The following is a 17,835-nucleotide window of genomic DNA, read 5'->3' as shown; positions in this document are numbered from 1 at the left end:
CTATTTCACGATGGAGAAATTGCCGGGAGACACCGCGAAAAACACATTGGTCTCACAGCCGACGCGAATACGCGCCCTGGATATGTCACGACCCAGCGGCGGGACGTCAACCTGAGCACGCCCGGTATTTGGCACCGAGACGAGCAAGGGAGGGAAAAGATAGCTGTGGCCGCCGTCGATCGACAAATCAATCCGTACACGCTGGCAAGAAATCGGCGCCTGGGCCGTACCCGCACTATTCCAGCTTAGCGATTGCCTGTCGCGCGCCCGCCATTTTTCACCTCCCGCAGGATAGGTGACGGTAAACGCTTGCCCGGTGTCCACCACCCGGATTTTCCGATCGACGTAAGCGGTGGAGGATAGCGCCCCCAGATTGTCACGCACCGTCAGGCGAAAATTCAGTTCACGTGTTGTTGCCGGATAGACTTCACCTATGCTGAGCTTCTCTTCTCCGAGGATTGCTTCCAGTTTTGGAAAAATGCGGGTGCCGCTGATGCCGGGTGGATAGGAGCGAAAGATTGGCCCCTTCCCCTTGTCGCTCAGGACTTCATTTTTCAGTTGCTCCGGACCGAGGTCGATTTGCTCCCAGGTATAAGTCAACTGCGCACGAGCTTGTTGCGATCGTGCAAACCCGGTAAGAGAGAACGGTGTCTTCGCGGGAATGAACATGCTTGCCTCGCCGTTCTGAATGACGATTTCGGGAGGGCGATTGGGGTTGCTCCGTTTGATGCCGCATGTCGCACCGCCTTCCTTCAGAAAAGTGCGTATCTGCTCGATGTTCTTTGCATGGAAGTATTCGCCCTTGATATCTTGCAGACTGTGCAAGGGGTTATTGACTGCCTCATGGCCATTCCAGATGGGGCACTCACCTGCGTAGCTCATGATGGTGGAACCGCTCCCCGGCTCGTAGGCGTTTCTTGCTTCGGCGCCCTCATTTCTTTCGCAACCATTCATCGTATGATCGGCGCCGAACTGATGTCCGATTTCATGAGCGACGGTATTGAGAAACTCCTGGTTCAACTTCGCAATCCCGGTGGACTTTCGTATCGACAATCCGCTGCTTGCATTGGCTTTGATCTGATCCCGGCAAACCCCGTTATTGTCGGAACTGCCGCCCTCTGACAGCTCGAATACGTGTCCCACGTCGAAATTATCCTTGCCGATGATTTGCGTCACTATTTTCTGACTCTGCTTCTTTGTGAAGTCGATATCCCAATCGGGCGATTCCGGCCCAGGGCCGATAAAGGGGTCCGATGCCGGATCAAGAAAAATAATCTTGTTGTTGTCTTTTACCAGGGTGAGATGGATGCCAAGGTCGCGCTCATATATCGCATTGACGCGATTGAGCACTTCGGCAATCGTCGCCAGACTCTTGCTGACACTGCCGCCGAAGTAGCGGGAGTAAGCGCTGGTGGTGGCGACGGCAATACGGTAGTCGCGATGGCCGTTGTCGTTGATCGGGGGCTTGCCGTCCGCCTCAATAAAACCCGTCATCGACAAGGTCGTTTTATTGAGCGATGCCCGCTGCTTGAGGCGTTGATTTGATGAGCCCGTCCATGCAGGCGCTGCAGTTTCGCGAAAGCTGAGGTATTCGTTTATTCCGGAAGCAGACGGGCCAACTGCATCGGCTGCACGCTGCACCAGCCAATTGCCGTCTCGATCAAAAACGATGGCCCGTGCGCCTTCTTCGGACATATCAAGGCGCACTTCCCGACCTTGCCGATCATGCCCTTTCAAGCTGCGGATATGGGGATAACGCTGCGCCAGCTCGGGCGGAAAAATCTCCGAGTCAGTGAGGGTAAATTCGGTTTCTCCACCTTCCGGCAACGGCAATGTAAACAAGACGGCAGCCTTCCGGTCGGCATCAGCGGCATTTTGCAGTCGGGAGAAATCCAGGGAAACGGTGCGAACGGGGCGAACAGTGCGATATGACGGCGTTTTTTCTTGGGCGCCGTCAGTGCTGAGGGACGCGGCAGGAGCGCTGCCGACCGGATTCTGCGGAGCCGCCATCGCGGAGCTTACGAGTATCGTACCTAACAGGGAAAACCATTTTTTCGGGAATTTTTCAATAGACGGCGAATGTGGCATGCGACTCTCCTAATATCATTGCTTGCGAACTTGATGCGCTGCTTGCTGGTGCCGGCAGAGAGGTAAGGAGCGCTTCAAGTGAATTTGATGCTGTCGGCGTTCGTCAACGCCGGCCACACCCTATCCTGATATCGGGCAGCTACGACAGATGCGCGGGAATACAGCCGCATCCCACATTTATTGATGCGTATCGCAAAAAATTATGGATTTTTCATCCATCGGTCAAAAGAAGACAAGGCAAGGAATTGCCCATATAGAGCCCGGCATCTTGGGCGGAATTCGGCAAGCCCGGCACGCGCCCAGCATTAATTCGTCTTATATATTGAAATATTGCTATTTATTAACTTCGCATTTTTGAGAGTTTTCTTATATAAATCCGAGGAACTCTGCATCAGAATGGTCTTGCCGTCTGCGCACCATCCCGCCTGCAGACAGCTTATCCAGAGAGGCTTCATGAGACCCCCTTTGCTACCCTTCCTGTTTTCCTCCTTGGCGTCGCTGCTGTTGAGCGCAGCCGCAGGCGCCCACGCTGCCGACACCGCAGAACTGGTGGTCAAGGGGACGATCCGCCCTTCCGCCTGCCTGGCCAGCTTTCCCGGCAACAGCGTGATCGATTTCGGCACCATCAAATCGGAGCCGCTGCTGAAAGAACGCTTCAAGGACTTGCCCTCGCAGCGCGTCGACATGCGCATTTCCTGCGACGGCCCGACCAAGATTGCGGTCAAGGCGGTCGACAATCGCGAAGCCACGCGTGAGAAGGACATTCCCGGCATCGACGCCGGCGACAACTTCGGCCTGGGCCTGTACCGCGGCAAAAGCATTGGTGGCTACGCCGTGCGCGTCGCCACGGCGGTCGCGGACGGACAGTCGGTCGGCATCCTGGGCCGCCCCAACGGCAGCGCCGCCTGGAGCAGCAACGCCCTGCGCGGCCTGCGCCAGGACGGCAGCCAGATATCGTTCGGCACGGGTAATACCCCGGTGGCCTTCAGCGAACTGATCACCGGGCTCGACATCAGCGCCAAACTGAGCCGCGTGGCCTATCAGTTGCTGGCCGACGACATCCAGCTGGACGGCTCGATCAGCATCGAGATGCTCTACCTTTGACGCGCACCCGCCGCATCCTCGAAGCCGCTCTGACGTAGAGCGGCTTTTTTTATTTCCATCATGCAATTCGTGGTCGGATTGACATCGACACAGAACTAGGTCTCCCCTCTGGCGAGCCGGTATAATGCCGGGTTCCGATCTTTCCTTTGCCTCAACCCGACATGCAAGATAAATACAGCCCAGCAGAAGTAGAACAATCCGCGCAACAGCACTGGATCGCGACCGACGCGTACAAGACCGTCGAACACGCCAAGGACAAGCACGGCCGCGACAAGAAGAAGTTCTATGCCTGCTCCATGCTGCCTTACCCATCGGGCAAGCTGCACATGGGCCACGTCCGCAATTACACGATCAACGACGTGATGTACCGCTACCTGCGCATGAGCGGCTACAACGTGTTGATGCCGATGGGCTGGGACGCCTTCGGCATGCCTGCCGAAAACGCCGCGATGGCCAACGGCGTGCCGCCGGCGCAATGGACTTACTCGAACATCGAGTACATGAAGAAGCAGATGGCGTCGATGGGCCTGGCGATCGACTGGTCGCGTGAAATGACGGCCTGCTCGCCCGAGTATTACAAATGGAACCAGTGGATGTTCCTGAAGATGCTTGAGAAGGGCATCATCTACAAGAAGACCGGCACCGTGAACTGGGATCCGATCGACCAGACCGTGCTGGCCAACGAACAGGTCATCGACGGCAAGGGCTGGCGTTCGGGCGCGGTCATCGAGAAGCGTGAAATCCCGATGTACTACGCCAAGATCACCGACTACGCCGAAGAGTTGCTGGAACACGTCGAAACCAAACTGCCGGGCTGGCCAGAGCGCGTGCGCCTGATGCAGGCCAACTGGATCGGCAAGTCAACCGGCGTGCGTTTCGCCTTCCCGCATGACATCAAAGATGACGGAAAGCTGATCAACGACGGCAAGCTGTGGGTCTTCACCACGCGCGCCGACACCGTCATGGGCGTGACGTTCTGCGCCGTGGCGCCGGAACACGCGCTGGCGACCTTCGCCGCGAAGAACAACCCTGCGCTGCAAGACTTCATCGCCGAATGCAAGAAGGGCAGCGTCATCGAAGCCGACATGGCGACGATGGAAAAGAAGGGCATGCCGACCGGCCTGTTCGTCACGCATCCGCTGACCGGCGCGCAAGTTGAAGTGTGGGTCGGCAACTACGTGCTGATCACCTACGGCGACGGCGCCGTGATGGGCGTGCCTGCGCATGACGAGCGCGACTTTGCCTTCGCCAAGAAATACAATCTGGCAATCAAGCAAGTCGTCGCCGTCGAAGGCAAGACCTACTCCACCGACGCGTGGGAAGAATGGTACGGCGACAAGGAAGGCGGCAAGACCGTCGACTCCGGCAAATACGACGGCCTCGGCTATCAGGCTGCAGTCGATGCAGTCGCCGCCGACCTGGCCGCCAAGGGCTTGGGCGAAAAGAAAGTCACCTTCCGTCTGCGCGACTGGGGCATCTCGCGCCAGCGCTACTGGGGCACCCCGATCCCGATCATCCACTGCGCCGATTGCGGTGACGTGCCGGTGCCGGAAAAAGATTTGCCGGTGGTGCTGCCGGAAGACTGCGTGCCGGACGGCAGCGGCAACCCGCTCAACAAGCATGAAAAATTCCTGCACGTCGATTGCCCAAGCTGCGGCAAACCGGCGCGCCGCGAGACTGACACGATGGATACCTTCGTCGATTCGTCGTGGTACTACATGCGCTATACCTCGCCGCAGAGCAATGACGCCATGGTCGATTCGCGCAACGACTACTGGATGCCGATGGACCAGTACATCGGCGGCATCGAACACGCCGTGTTGCACTTGCTGTACGCGCGCTTCTGGACCAAGGTCATGCGCGACTTCGGCCTGGTCAAGTTCGACGAGCCGTTCACCAACCTGCTCACGCAAGGCATGGTGCTCAACGAGACCTACTATCGCGAAGACGCTGCCGGCAAGAAGACCTGGATCAACCCTGCCGACGTCGAACTGACGCATGACGACAAGGGTCGTCCGGTCACCGCCATCCTCAGGGAAGACGGCCAGCCTGTCATCATCGGCGGCACCGAAAAGATGTCGAAGTCCAAGAACAACGGTATCGATCCGCAAGCGCAGATCGACCAGTACGGCGCCGACACCGCGCGCCTGTTCACCATGTTCGCTTCGCCGCCGGAACAAACCCTGGAATGGTCGGGCACCGGCGTTGAAGGCGCCAACCGCTTCCTGCGCCGCGTGTGGGCCTTCGCTTACAACAACGCTGCGCGCATCGAAGGCGCCGGCGCGGTCGATGCGACTCAACTGAACGACGCACTGAAGACGCTGCGCCGCGAAGTGCACAAGGTGCTGCAACAGGCCGATCACGACCTGAAACGCATCCAGTACAACACGGTTGTATCGGCCTGCATGAAGATGCTCAACACGCTCGAAGCCGCCAAGCTGGAAGACAGCCCGGTGGCCAACGCCGTGCTGGCCGAATGCACCTCGATCTTCCTGCGCATCCTCAATCCGATCACGCCGCACATCACGCACGCGCTGTGGCAGCAACTGGGCTTCGCCAAGCAACAGGGCGACATCCTCGACGCCGACTGGCCGCAGGTCGACGCCGCCGCGCTGGAACAAAGCGAGATCGAAATGATGATCCAGGTCAACGGCAAACTGCGCGGCAGCATCACCGTCGCCAAGGACGCCGACAAGGCCAGCATCGAAGCCGCTGCGCTGGCCAACGAAAGCGTGCAGAAATTCCTGACCGGCGCGCCGAAGAAGATCATCGTCGTCCCCGGCAAGCTGATCAACATCGTTGCCTGACGCTTTTACGCCGATTCTTTTGCTCACGAACCTGACCACGGACACACTCATGCCATTTCAACCTCACCAACGCAAAGTACTGCAATGGTTCCTGATGCTGCTGGCAGCGGTCATGCTCAGCGCCTGCGGCTTCCACATGCGCGGGCCGGCGAATCTGCCGTTCAAGACGATCTATCTCGGCTTTGCAGACAATTCGCAGCTGGGCACGGAACTGAAGCGCTACATCCGCACCAGCGGCGTTGAAGTGGTGTCCGACCCGACCAAGGCCGAAGCGGTGCTGCAAGTGATCGCCGACACCCGTGAAAAGAAGATCCTGACGCTGAATACAAGTGGCCGTGTGCGTGAATACTCGCTCTATCAACGCTTCAGCTTCCTGGTCAAGGACAACAAGGGGGCAATCCTGATTCCGCCAGCCAACATCACGCTCAAGCGCGATATCACCTACGACGAAAACCAGGAATTGGCGAAACAGGCTGAAGAAGCACTGCTGTATCGCGACATGCAGAGCGATCTGGTGCAGCAAATCCTGCGCCGCCTGTCCGCCAGCAAAACCGCCACTGCAGGTACTGCAGACGCTGTAGAGGAATAATCGATGCAACTGCGGCTGGACGCGCTCGACACCCATCTGACCAAGTCGCTGTCGGCGCTGTATGTCATCGCCAGCGATGAACATCTGCTGGCGCTGGAAGCCGTCGACAAGATCCGCAAGAGCGCGCGCGCAAACGGCTATACCGAGCGCGACGTGCTGGTGGTCGAACGCAGCTTCAAATGGGGCGAACTACTTGCTGCCAACCAGTCGCAATCGCTGTTTGGCGACAAGAAACTGATCGAGTTGCGCATCCCCACCGGCAAACCCGGCAAGGATGGCGGCCAGGCGCTGCAGGAATACGCCGCCAACCTGAACCCCGACAACCTGACCATCATCAGCCTGCCCAAACTTGACTGGGCCACCGCGAAAGCGGCCTGGGTCGGCACCTTGCAGCAAGCCGGCGTGTATATTGATATTCCGCTGGTCGAGCGCGCGCATCTGCCCGGCTGGATCAGTAACCGCCTCGCCGCGCAACAGCAAAGCGCGGATCGCCAGTGCGTGGATTTCATCGCCGACCGCGTCGAGGGCAACCTGCTCGCCGCGCATCAGGAAATTCAAAAGCTCGGCCTGCTCTATCCCACCGGCAAGCTGACGTTCGAACAGGTGCACGACGCCGTGCTGAACGTGGCGCGCTACGACGTCTTCAAGCTCAACGAAGCGATGCTGTCGGGCGACGCCGCCCGCCTCATGCGCATGATGGATGGCTTGAAGGGCGAAGGCGAAGCGCTGCCGCTGGTGCTATGGGCCGTGGCCGAAGAAGTGCGCACGCTGCTCAAGTTGAAATCCGGCGTCGCGCAAGGCAAGCAACTGGGCATGCTGCTCAAGGAATACCGCATCTGGGGTGCGCGCGAAAAGCTGATGGACCCGGCGCTGCGGCGCATCAGCCTGGCAACGCTGCAAACCGCGCTGCAGGAAGCCGCGCAGATCGACAAGATGGTCAAGGGCTTGCGGGCAAAGGCATTCTCGGGCGATGCCTGGGATGCGCTGTCGCAGCTGGGACTCAAAGTCGCGCGCGGCTATTGAAGGCCGCTGAAGCACTGAAAAATACTCAAGCTTAAAAAAACATCATGACGCTCAACATCGAACAGTATATGAACGACATCGGCCGGCGCGCCCGCAAGGCATCGCGCGCCATGGCCCGTGCCGACACGGCGGCGAAGAACCGCGCGTTGACCCTGATCGCCGCGGCCATCCGCCGCGACGCCGACACCTTGCGTGCCGCCAACCAGCAAGACCTGGCCGCCGCCCGCGCCAATGGTTTGTCGGATGCCATGCTTGACCGCCTGACGCTGTCCGACAAAGCCATTGCCACCATGGCCGAAGGCCTGGAGCAGATCGTCGCCCTGCCCGACCCGATCGGTGAAATCTCCAACATGAAGTATCGCCCGACCGGGATCCAGGTTGGCCAGATGCGCGTGCCGCTGGGCGTGATCGGCATCATCTACGAAGCGCGTCCGAACGTGACCGTGGACGCCGCCGGCCTGTGCATCAAGAGCGGCAACGCCACCATCCTGCGCGGCGGCTCGGAAGCGATCCACTGCAACCAGGCGCTGGCGAAGCTAGTCAAGGAAGGCCTGGCCGGCGCCGGCCTGCCCGAAGACGCGGTGCAAGTGGTCGAGACCACCGACCGCGCCGCCGTCGGCGCGCTGATCACCATGACCGACTACGTCGACGTCATCGTGCCGCGCGGCGGCAAGGGACTGATCGAACGCCTGATCAAGGAATCCAAGGTGCCGATGATCAAGCACCTGGACGGCATCTGCCATGTCTACATCGACGACAAGGCCGACCTGCAAAAAGCGCTGGACGTCGCCTTCAACGCCAAGTGCCATCGCTACGGCACTTGCAACACCATGGAAACGCTGCTGGTGGCGCGCGCCGCCGCCGCCGAGGTGTTGCCGAAACTGGCGGTGCTGTACCGCGCCAAGGACGTCGAGCTGCGCGGCGACGCCGAAAGCCGTCAGATCCTGGCCGGCTATCCGCTGCTGAAGGAAGCCGTCGAAGACGACTGGAGCACCGAATACCTCGCGCCGATCCTGGCCGTCAAGATCGTCGCCGGCATGGACGAAGCGATCGACCACATCAACACGTACTCGTCGCAGCATACCGACGCCATCATCACCGAAGACTACACGCGCGCCATGCGTTTCCTGCGCGAAGTGGACTCGGCCTCGGTCATGGTCAATGCCTCGACGCGTTTTGCGGACGGTTTCGAATACGGCCTCGGCGCCGAGATCGGCATCTCCAACGACAAGCTGCACGCCCGCGGCCCGGTCGGGCTGGATGGCCTGACTTCGCTTAAATATGTGGTGCTGGGACAAGGACAGGTTCGCCAGTAAGCCTCACCGTTATCCCCTTTACCGCCAATCGCCAAAGGAAGTCGCATGCTCTGGATCAAAGCCCTGCATATCGTGTTCATCGCCTCGTGGTTCGCCGGCCTGTTCTATCTGCCGCGCATCTTCGTCAACCTGGCGCAGGAGACCGAAACCGTCTCCAGAGAGCGCCTGCTCGGCATGGCGCGCCGCCTGTACCGTTTCACCACCGTGCTGGCGATTCCTGCCATCGCGCTGGGCTTGTACCTGTATCTGGTCATCGGCATCGGCAAAGGTCCCGGCAACGGCTGGATGCATGCCAAGCTGGCGCTGGTGATTCTGGTGATCGGCTACCATCACGCCTGCGGCTCATTGCTCAAGAAGTTTGAAAATGGCCAAAACAAGCGCAGCCACAAGTGGTTCCGCTGGTTCAACGAAGTCCCGGTATTATTGTTGCTGGCCATCGTGATTCTGGTGGTCGTCAAACCTTTCTGATATTTCTGATTCATCCTTTTACGGAGTCCTTCATGGGCAAGGTATGTGAATACTTCTTCGCGCCGCACTCTCCTTTCGCCTATCTGGGGCATGCGCGTTTCGTCGCTCTGGCCAAGCAGTACGACGTCCAGGTCGTGCTCAAGCCGTTCGACCTGAGCAAGATCTTCGGCCAATCCGGCGGCTTGCCGCTGGCCAAGCGCGCGCCACAGCGCCAAGCTTATCGCCTCAAGGAACTGGACCGCTGGAGCAAATTCCTCGGCTTGCCGATGAACCTGCAGCCAACCTACTTCCCGGTGCAAAGCGACGTCGCCGCACGCCTGATCATCGCCACGCAACTGGCGCACGGCACCAACGCGGCGCTCGAGCTGACCGGCGCCGTGATGCGCGCGATCTGGGAAGAAGAAAAGAACATTGCCGACACCGATACGCTGCTGGCGATCGCCAACGGCCTCGGCCACGACGGCGCGAGCTTGCTGAAGTCCTCGGAAACCGCCAGCGTGCAGGCCGAGTTTGACCGCTTCAGCGAAGAAGCAACCACCGCCAACGTGTTCGGCGCGCCATGGTTCATCGTGGACGGCGAAGGCTACTGGGGCCAGGACCGCCTCGACTTCGTCGAGCGCGCATTTGCCGAAAAGTAAGTTGCAGCAGCAACAGCAGCATTAAGAAACAGATTCAGATTCAAATTCAGATTCGTCATTCCCGCGCAAGCGGGAATCCGGCGGCGTTGATAGCAAGATGCCGTCAACGCCGCCGGAAGAAAGACCCGCCACTCAACATCAGGTTGCGTGACGATCCAGGCATCAACCCCCAACGGACAAAAGGTACCCCTCATGAGCACCAACTATTCCTATTTCTGCCCCTGCCCGCGCGGCCTCGAAATCGCCCTCGCGGAAGAACTCAACGAAATCGCCCTGCTGGCCGGCCCCGACGCCAACCTGAAAGTACACACCCAGGTTCCCGGCGGCGTGCACTGCTCCGGCAGCATGCTCGGCGCCTACCAGCTCAACTTGCGCTCGCGCATCGCCAGCCGCGTGCTGCTGCGCCTGGCCCACGGTTCCTACAAGAACGAAAACGACATCTACGACATGGCGCTCGAACAGGAGTGGGAAAACTGGTTCGAGGTGTCGCACACGATCCGTGTCGACGTCACTGCGGTCAAGTCGCCGCTGCGCAGCCTCGAGTTCGCCACGCTGAAAATCAAGGACGCCATCTGCGACCGTTTCCGCGAACGTTTCGACGAGCGTCCATCGGTCAACACCAAGACGCCGGACATGCGCATCTCGGGCTTCCTAGACGCGCACACGTTCACCCTCTACATCGACACCTCCGGCGAAGCGCTGTTCAAGCGCGGCTGGCGTGATGACACCGGCGAGGCACCCTTGCGGGAAAATCTCGCAGCCGGCCTGCTGCGCACCAGCGGCTGGAAGCCGGGCATGGTCCTGTTCGACCCGATGTGCGGCTCCGGCACCATCCTGGCCGAGGCCGCACAGATGCTGGCCGGCATTCCGCCGGGCGCACGCCGCCGTTTTGCGTTTGAAAAATTCGGCAACTTCGACGCCGAAGCATGGCTGGCGATCAAGGGCGACTTCAAGCCGAATCCATTGCCGACCGTGCCGACGATTTTCGGCAGCGACATTTCCGGCGACATGGTCAACATCGCGCGCAACAACCTGCGCAAGGCCGGCATTATGTTCGACGTACCGCTGAAACAGATCGAAGCGCAGGAAGTCAAACCGCCGGTCGACGCCGACGGCAATCCGGCCACCGGCATCATGCTGACCAACCCGCCGTACGGCGAGCGTCTGAGCGTGCGCGGCGATGCGGCGGTGCCGACCGACGAGCTGTTCGTGGCCTTCTTCAGCGCCTTCGGCACCACGCTCAAGCAGCGCTTCGCCGGCTGGAGCGTGTTCCTGTTCTCGGCCGACCTCGGCCTGCCGAAATTGTTGCGCCTGAAGGAAGCTCGCAAGACGCCGTTCTTCAACGGTGCCCTGGAATGCCGTTTGTTCCGTTTCGACATGGTCGAAGGCTTCAACCGCCGCGAGGCGGCCAAGCCCAAGCCTGATCAGGCTTAAGCGCCATCGGCGGGATGATTGTCAAGCTTATCGAAACAATTCATCCCGCCGCGCCGTATTTATCCCAAGCTCGCTTTTCCTTACAGTTGCTCCCATCGAGGCCAATCGTGGCCTCATTCATTTGGGAGCCGCCATGACCACCACTACCCCCCTCAACACCAAAGCCGATTACGCCGCTTTCCTGCTGCGCGTCACCTCGGGCCTGTTCTTCCTGGTGCATGCCGCGATGAAGATTTTCGTCTTCACGCTGCCGGGCACCGCCGCTTTCTTTGAATCGCTGGGCCTGCCCGGTTTCCTCGCCTATCTGATCATCCTGCTGGAAGTGGTCGGCGGCATCGCGCTGGTGATCGGCTTCTACGGCGACCTGCTGGCCATTCCCCTTGCGATCGACCTGGTCGGCGCCATCTTCACGGTGCATGGCAAGAACGGTTTCTTCTTCAGCAACCCCAAGGGCGGCTGGGAATATCTGGCCATGTGGATCGTTGCCCTGATCGCGGTCTACCTGCTCGGCAACGGCGCGTTCGCCGTCAAGCGCAAGAGCCTGAACAACGCTGCATAATCATTATCTTGAAACCTTCGCGGGGCGGAAGTCTCGCGGGGTTTCCCCCTTTTCCGGAGTACTGCCATGTCTACCGCACTGCCATCACTTTTCGTTTCTCACGGTTCGCCCATGCTGGCGGTGGAACCCGGCAGGACCGGGCCGCTGTTGCGCAGCATCGGCGCAAGCTTGCCCACACCCAAAGCCATATTGATCGTCTCGCCGCATTGGGAAACCCAGACGCCGCGCGTCGGCAGCCTGGCCAAGCAGCGCGTGATCCACGACTTCGGCGGTTTTCCACAGGAGTTGTACGAACTCGGTTACCCGGCTGCCGGTTCGCCCGAGTTGGCCGAGCGCGTCGCCGGCCTGCTGCGCGACGCCGGCTTGCCCGCCCAGACCGATGACGGCTGGGGCCTCGATCACGGCGCCTGGGTGCCGCTGCGCTACCTGTATCCGCAGGCCGATATCCCGGTGCTGCAGCTATCGCTGCAACCGCATCAGCCGCCGGCTTATCACTACCGCATCGGCCAGTTGCTGGCGCCGCTGGCGAAGGAGGGTATCCTGCTGGTCGGCTCGGGCAGCTTCACGCACAACCTGCGCGAACTGCGTCGCAATGATCCGGATGCCGCGCTTGGCTCAGACAGCGCCCCGCACACGGTGGAATTCCTGCAATGGTTCCTGACGCAGATGCAGAGCGGCAATCTGGAAGCGCTGCTGAGCTATCGCGACTCGGCGCCGCATTCGGTGCGCACCCATCCGACCGATGAACATCTGCTGACGCTGTTCTTCGCCATGGGCGCGGCCGACGACTGGACGCAATCGGTGCATCTGGACAGCGGTTCGACGTATCATAGTCTGCGCATGGACGCCTTCGCCTTCGGCTCGCAGTCGTCCATCCTCGCCGATTTGCCTGCTGCGGCATAACCCGTCCGGAAAGACATCGCTTGAACAAACTGCGCGAAATCGAATGCTTCATCGCCGTGGCCGAGCTGGGCAGCTTCGTCAAGGCGGCCGACGCGCTGAATGTGTCCAAGGCGGCGGTGTCGCGCACCATTCTTGAACTGGAAGCGCGTCTCGGCACGCGCCTGATGCAACGCACGACGCGCCGGCTGTCGCTCACCGAAGCCGGCGTGCTGTATCTGGATCGCTGCAAGCAGATCATCTCCGCGCTGGAAGACGCCGACCAGATGCTCACCGCCGGCAGCACCGATCCGACCGGCCTGCTGCGCATCAATGTGCCGCAGACTTTCGGCGTGCTGCACCTGGTCAAGGTCTGGCCCTGCCTGCTGCAACGCTATCCCGGCATCAAGCTCGACATCACGCTGTCGGACCGCATCGTCGACATCATCGAAGAAGGCTACGACATGGCGATCCGCATCGCGCGCCTGCCGAGCTCTTCGCTGATCTATCGCAAGCTGGCCTCGACGCGCATCGTCGTGTGCGCCGCACCCGACTATCTGGAACGCCACGGCACGCCGCTGCATCCGGAAGACCTCAAGGACCACATGGTGCTCGGCTACAGCTATTCGGCCGACAAGGATGAATGGCATTTCGAAGGTCCGGAAGGTCCCGTCAGTGTCAAGACCAACGTGCGCATGCACGCCAACAACGGCGACACCTGCGTGGCCGCCGCACTGGCCGGGATCGGCATCACGCGCCAGCCGACCTTCATGCTCAACGACCACATCCGCAGCGGCAAACTGGTGCGCGTGATGCCCGACTACACCTCCGTTGAACTGGGCATCTACGCGGTCTATCCGAGCCGCACGCATTTGCCGGCCAAGGTGCGCGCCACCATCGACTTCCTCGTGCATGCATTCGAGGAAGTGACATGGGAAGATCACTGATCATCGCAGCTTGCTGACCGCAAGCTGACGAGATGAAAAAATCCGCGCACTCGCGGATTTTTTTTCATCTCCCTTTTCATGGCACTGCTTAAGGCGCACAATCCGCGCTCGTCGTGCTGAATGGTCTGACCAATTCGAAGCCGGCTTGGGATACCTGCAAAACCGCCTGTCGGACTCGCATTCAGAGCGCTTCCCTCGTGGGCAGGTGACTTGACATACTTTTCTGATTGCCTCAAAGTGACCACATTACAGACTACATGTCCATATATTGGACTTCCAAGAAAAATAAAAAGGCCGTAGTCGCCACTCACACCGTTACTGAAACCTGAGGAGAAAAAGCATGCAACCCACCACGCCCGAGGCATCGAAAATGATGCCCTACCAATACCCGAACCCGAAAGAAGCGCCGCTGGAAATCGTGGTCAACTCCGCCATTCCCGACGACGAAAAAGTCTGGGTGCCGCAAGCCGAAAACGTCTGGTTCCGTCCGCTGTGCCTGAACGTCTCGCAAGGCTACTGGACCAACCTGCTGCGCGTGCGCAAGTCCGGCGTGCTGAGCCGCCATCGCCATCCGGCTCCGGTGCACGGCATGGTGCTCAAGGGCCGCTGGCGCTACCTGGAACACAACTGGATCGCCGAACAAGGCAGCTACGTGTTCGAGCCGCCCGGCGAAACCCACACCCTGTACGTACCCGAAGACGTGGAAGAAATGATCACCTACTTCCACATCACCGGCGTGATGTACTACTGCGATCCGTTCGGCAAGTTCGAAGGCTATGAAGACGTCTTCACCAAGCTCGAAATGTGCAAGGCGCATTACGAGAAGGTCGGCCTGGGCGCCGACTTCGTGCAGCAGTTCGTGCGCTGAAGACGTAAAGGAATGACCGACGCCATGAGCTACGCACAAGCCGATTACAACTTCCAGGGCGCCGTCGCGGTCGTCACAGGCGGCTCCGGCGGCATCGGCGCCGCCATCAGCGCGCGCCTGGCGCAGGCCGGCGCCGAAGTGGTGTGCTGGGACCTCAAACCCGCCGCCGATTCGCCGTATGGACAAGACACCGTCGACGTCACCGACGCCGCTTCGGTGGACGCCGCCACGCAACGCCTGCTGGCTTCGCGCGGTCACATTGATTTCCTGATCAACAACGCCGGCTTTGCCGGATCGACCGTGCCGCTGGATGAGTACGACGTCGCCGAATGGCATCGCATCGTCAATGTCAATTTGATGGGCGTGTTCCACACCTGTCGTTCGGTGGTGCCCGCCATGCGCGCCGCAGGACAGGGCCGCATCGTCAACATCGCTTCGCTGGCCGGCAAGGAAGGCACACCCAACGCCTCCGCCTACAGCGCGTCGAAAGCGGGCGTGCTGGCGTTGACCAAGTCGCTCGGCAAGGAACTGGCCAACGCCGGCATCCTCGTCAATGCATTGGCGCCGGCGGCGGTGAAGACCACGCTGCTGGAACAGATGAGCCCGGCGCACGTCGCAACCATGATCGCCAAGAGCCCGATGGGCCGTCTCGGCTATGTCGAGGAAGTCGCCGAGATGGTGGCCTGGCTGTGCTCCGGTTCGTGCACGTTCAACACCGGCGCGGTGTTTGATTTGTCCGGAGGACGCGCGACTTATTAAGTCGCCGGAACGAACAGTATTAGTACTACCCGTCCGACCGCCACAAGCGGCCGGATGTTTTTCGCAACGCTGCAGCAGGGCCTAAGCACCGCAAAGACGGCGCAGGCAGGTGATGTTGCTCAGAAGCCGTTTGCCTGCAGCGCTTTACATTTACTTTGGAGACAACATGGAAGTCCAAAAGAGCAGCAAGCTCAAACGCATTCAGTGGGTCGCACTGACGTTCCTGATGCTTGCCGGCATCGTCAATTACCTCGACCGCAGCACGCTGTCCATCGCCAATCATTCCGTCAGCCAGGAGCTGGGATTGAGCGCATCGGAGATGGGTCTGCTGCTGTCCGCATTCTCGCTCGCCTACGCCTTCTCGCAATTGCCGATCGGCGCGATGCTCGACAAGTTCGGCGCGCGCGTGATGCTCGGCGCCGGCATGATGGTGTGGTCGGTGGCGCAGCTGGCCGGCGGTTTCGTCGGTTCGCTGCATCAGTTCCTGGTGGCGCGCGTGTTCCTCGGCCTCGGTGAAGCGCCGCAATTCCCGGCCGGCGCCAAAGTGGTGTCCGAATGGTTCGCCGTGCGCGAACGCGGCGGCCCGACCGGCATCTTCGTCGCCTCGTCGACCATCGGCCCGGCCCTCGCGCCGCCGATCCTGACCGTGCTGATGCTGTCGTTCGGCTGGCGCATGATGTTCGTCATCATGGGTATCGCCGGTATCGCCGTCGCAGTGGGCTGGTACATCTTCTACCGCAACCGCAATGAAGTCGAACTGACGCCATCCGAAATGCTGTACCTCGCCGACGGCACCGACAACGATCCGAACGCCAACGCCAAGCTGACCTGGCACGAGTGGAAGGGCCTGTTCAAATACCGCACCACCTGGGGCATGCTGTTCGGCTTCATGGGCGTGATCTACATGGTGTGGCTGTACCTGACATGGTTGCCTGCCTACCTCGAACATGAACGTCACCTGAGCATCGCGCGCACCGGCTGGGTGGTGGTGATTCCGTACATCTTCGGCACGCTGGGCATGCTGTCTTCGGGCTATATCGCCGACGGTCTGATGAAGCGCGGCATGGCGCCGATCCGCAGCCGCAAGTGGCCAATCTGCGCCGGTCTGATCGGTGCGGGTGCGTTCACCATTCCTGCCGCCTACACCCCGAGCACCTTCATGGCGATCGTCTACATCTCGCTGGCGATGGCGTTCGTGAACATGGCAAGCGGCGGCGCATGGGCGCTGGTCAGCGTGGCAATCCCACGTCGTTTGGTGGCTTCGCTGGGCAGCCTGCAAAACTTCGGCGGCTACCTCGGCGGCTCGCTGGCTCCGCTCATCACCGGCATCGTGGTCGACAAGACCCACTCGTTCGTCAACGCCCTGCTGATCAGCGCCGCGGTCGCGTTCGCTGCCGCACTGGTGTACATGTTCGTGGTGAACAAGCCGATCGAAGGCGACCGGGTAGCAGCGTAATTTTATTTTCGATCTGAAGGAAAGCACATGACATTCACTCCCAATCTGTTCCAGGGTAAAACCGCGCTGGTCACCGGCGGCACCCAGGGCATCGGCGGCGCGGTGGCGCGCCAGCTCGCCGCCATGGGCGCCAAGGTCATCGCGGCAGGTTTGCCACCGTTCGCCACGGAAGAGTTCGACGGCACCGGCATCATGCTGGCCGAACTCAACGTGGCGTCGGAAGACAGCGTCAGGGATCTGTTCGCCGGCATCAAGCAACTCGACATCGTGATCAACTGCGCCGGCATCATCAAGCGCGGCGCCGAACATGAAGTCGAGGTCTTCGAACAGGTGATCGCGGTCAACCTGACCGGCACCATGCGCGTCTGTTCGGCGGCGCGCGCGCTGCTGAAAGAGAGCAAGGGTTGCATCGTCAACCTGGCGTCGATGCTGAGCTTCTTCGGCGGCGGCCTGGTGCCGGCGTACAGCTCCAGCAAAGGCGGCGTGGCACAACTGACCAAGTCGCTGGCGATTGCCTACGCCGCCGACGGCATTCGCGTCAATGCGGTCGCGCCGGGCTGGATCGCAACGCCGCTGACCAAGGCGCTGCAGGAAGATCCGGCGCGCTCCGGCCCTATCCTGCAACGCACGCCGCTGAACCGCTGGGGCACGCCGGAAGACATCGGCAATGTCGCAGCTTTCCTGTGCACGCCGGCAGCCTCCTTCATGACCGGCGCCGTGGTGCCGGTCGACGGCGGCTACCTGGTGTCGTGATCCTGCCGTAACGTATTACCTTCCCGGCACTGCCGCTGTCCTGTCCGCGGCAGTGCCGGGAAACCCCTCGGCTATAATGCCTCTCTGCCGCCTTTTTCTGTCCTGTCCTTCCCTGATTTCTTTCCCCCTGCTTTGCACCCGACGCCC

General features: G+C 60.6%; 16 protein-coding genes. 15 read left to right on the top strand and 1 reads right to left on the bottom strand.

Translation table 11 applies throughout. From position 1 onward, the window contains the following. Window positions 1-2,088, bottom strand: coding sequence for a reprolysin-like metallopeptidase (locus tag E4P32_RS11390; RefSeq protein ID WP_116434098.1), 2,088 nt, complete (start codon window positions 2,086-2,088; stop codon window positions 1-3). Window positions 2,089-2,541: 453 nt separating this feature from the next. Between E4P32_RS11390 and E4P32_RS11385 the strand changes: the two genes are divergently transcribed. From E4P32_RS11385 to E4P32_RS11315, 15 genes are all read left to right on the top strand, one after another. After that, the gene (locus E4P32_RS11385) at window positions 2,542-3,192 is read left to right on the top strand and encodes a DUF1120 domain-containing protein (RefSeq protein ID WP_158559718.1); all 651 of its coding nucleotides are present in this window, start codon (window positions 2,542-2,544) and stop codon (window positions 3,190-3,192) included. Window positions 3,193-3,353: 161 nt separating this feature from the next. Beyond that, window positions 3,354-5,999 carry a leucine--tRNA ligase gene (gene leuS / locus E4P32_RS11380; protein WP_116434100.1) on the top strand — a complete coding sequence of 882 codons (2,646 nt, stop codon included), beginning with the start codon at window positions 3,354-3,356 and terminating at the stop codon, window positions 5,997-5,999. Between the two features lie 49 nt (window positions 6,000-6,048). Further along, window positions 6,049-6,588 (top strand): LPS assembly lipoprotein LptE, encoded by a 540-nt coding sequence (lptE, locus tag E4P32_RS11375; RefSeq protein WP_116434622.1) that lies wholly within the window; start codon window positions 6,049-6,051, stop codon window positions 6,586-6,588. 3 nt (window positions 6,589-6,591) lie between these two features. Further along, a complete protein-coding gene (holA, locus tag E4P32_RS11370; RefSeq protein ID WP_116434101.1) occupies window positions 6,592-7,611 on the top strand; it encodes a DNA polymerase III subunit delta in 1,020 nt (339 codons plus the stop codon). A 44-nt stretch (window positions 7,612-7,655) separates the two neighbouring features. Next, on the top strand, window positions 7,656-8,927 hold the full coding sequence (locus E4P32_RS11365; protein WP_116434102.1) for a glutamate-5-semialdehyde dehydrogenase: 1,272 nt from the start codon (window positions 7,656-7,658) through the stop codon (window positions 8,925-8,927). A gap of 45 nt (window positions 8,928-8,972) precedes the next feature. Continuing rightward, on the top strand, window positions 8,973-9,395 hold the full coding sequence (locus E4P32_RS11360) for a CopD family protein (protein ID WP_116434103.1): 423 nt from the start codon (window positions 8,973-8,975) through the stop codon (window positions 9,393-9,395). A gap of 32 nt (window positions 9,396-9,427) precedes the next feature. Next, entirely contained in the window at window positions 9,428-10,033 is a 606-nt protein-coding gene (locus E4P32_RS11355; RefSeq protein ID WP_116434104.1) for a 2-hydroxychromene-2-carboxylate isomerase, read from the top strand. Window positions 10,034-10,225: 192 nt separating this feature from the next. Beyond that, window positions 10,226-11,467 (top strand): THUMP domain-containing protein, encoded by a 1,242-nt coding sequence (locus E4P32_RS11350; protein WP_116434105.1) that lies wholly within the window; start codon window positions 10,226-10,228, stop codon window positions 11,465-11,467. A 133-nt stretch (window positions 11,468-11,600) separates the two neighbouring features. Beyond that, on the top strand, window positions 11,601-12,026 hold the full coding sequence (locus E4P32_RS11345; protein WP_116434106.1) for a DoxX family protein: 426 nt from the start codon (window positions 11,601-11,603) through the stop codon (window positions 12,024-12,026). A gap of 66 nt (window positions 12,027-12,092) precedes the next feature. Next, the gene (locus tag E4P32_RS11340; RefSeq protein WP_116434107.1) at window positions 12,093-12,929 is read left to right on the top strand and encodes a class III extradiol ring-cleavage dioxygenase; all 837 of its coding nucleotides are present in this window, start codon (window positions 12,093-12,095) and stop codon (window positions 12,927-12,929) included. 20 nt (window positions 12,930-12,949) lie between these two features. Beyond that, window positions 12,950-13,852 (top strand): LysR family transcriptional regulator, encoded by a 903-nt coding sequence (locus tag E4P32_RS11335; protein WP_116434108.1) that lies wholly within the window; start codon window positions 12,950-12,952, stop codon window positions 13,850-13,852. 340 nt (window positions 13,853-14,192) lie between these two features. Next, complete coding sequence (locus E4P32_RS11330) at window positions 14,193-14,720, top strand: 2,4'-dihydroxyacetophenone dioxygenase family protein (protein WP_016834527.1); 528 nt, start codon at window positions 14,193-14,195, stop codon at window positions 14,718-14,720. 24 nt (window positions 14,721-14,744) lie between these two features. Further along, a complete protein-coding gene (locus E4P32_RS11325) occupies window positions 14,745-15,479 on the top strand; it encodes an SDR family NAD(P)-dependent oxidoreductase (protein WP_116434623.1) in 735 nt (244 codons plus the stop codon). A gap of 166 nt (window positions 15,480-15,645) precedes the next feature. Beyond that, complete coding sequence (locus E4P32_RS11320; protein WP_094565389.1) at window positions 15,646-16,935, top strand: MFS transporter; 1,290 nt, start codon at window positions 15,646-15,648, stop codon at window positions 16,933-16,935. Between the two features lie 27 nt (window positions 16,936-16,962). Continuing rightward, on the top strand, window positions 16,963-17,688 hold the full coding sequence (locus E4P32_RS11315; RefSeq protein ID WP_116434109.1) for an SDR family oxidoreductase: 726 nt from the start codon (window positions 16,963-16,965) through the stop codon (window positions 17,686-17,688). The last annotated feature ends 147 nt before the right edge of the window (window positions 17,689-17,835 follow it).

Source organism: Herbaspirillum sp. 3R11 (assembly GCF_004563925.1).
Lineage (GTDB): Bacteria > Pseudomonadota > Gammaproteobacteria > Burkholderiales > Burkholderiaceae_D > Herbaspirillum.
Note: the sequence above shows the minus strand (reverse complement) of the source record. Positions and strands in the feature narration are given on the sequence as shown.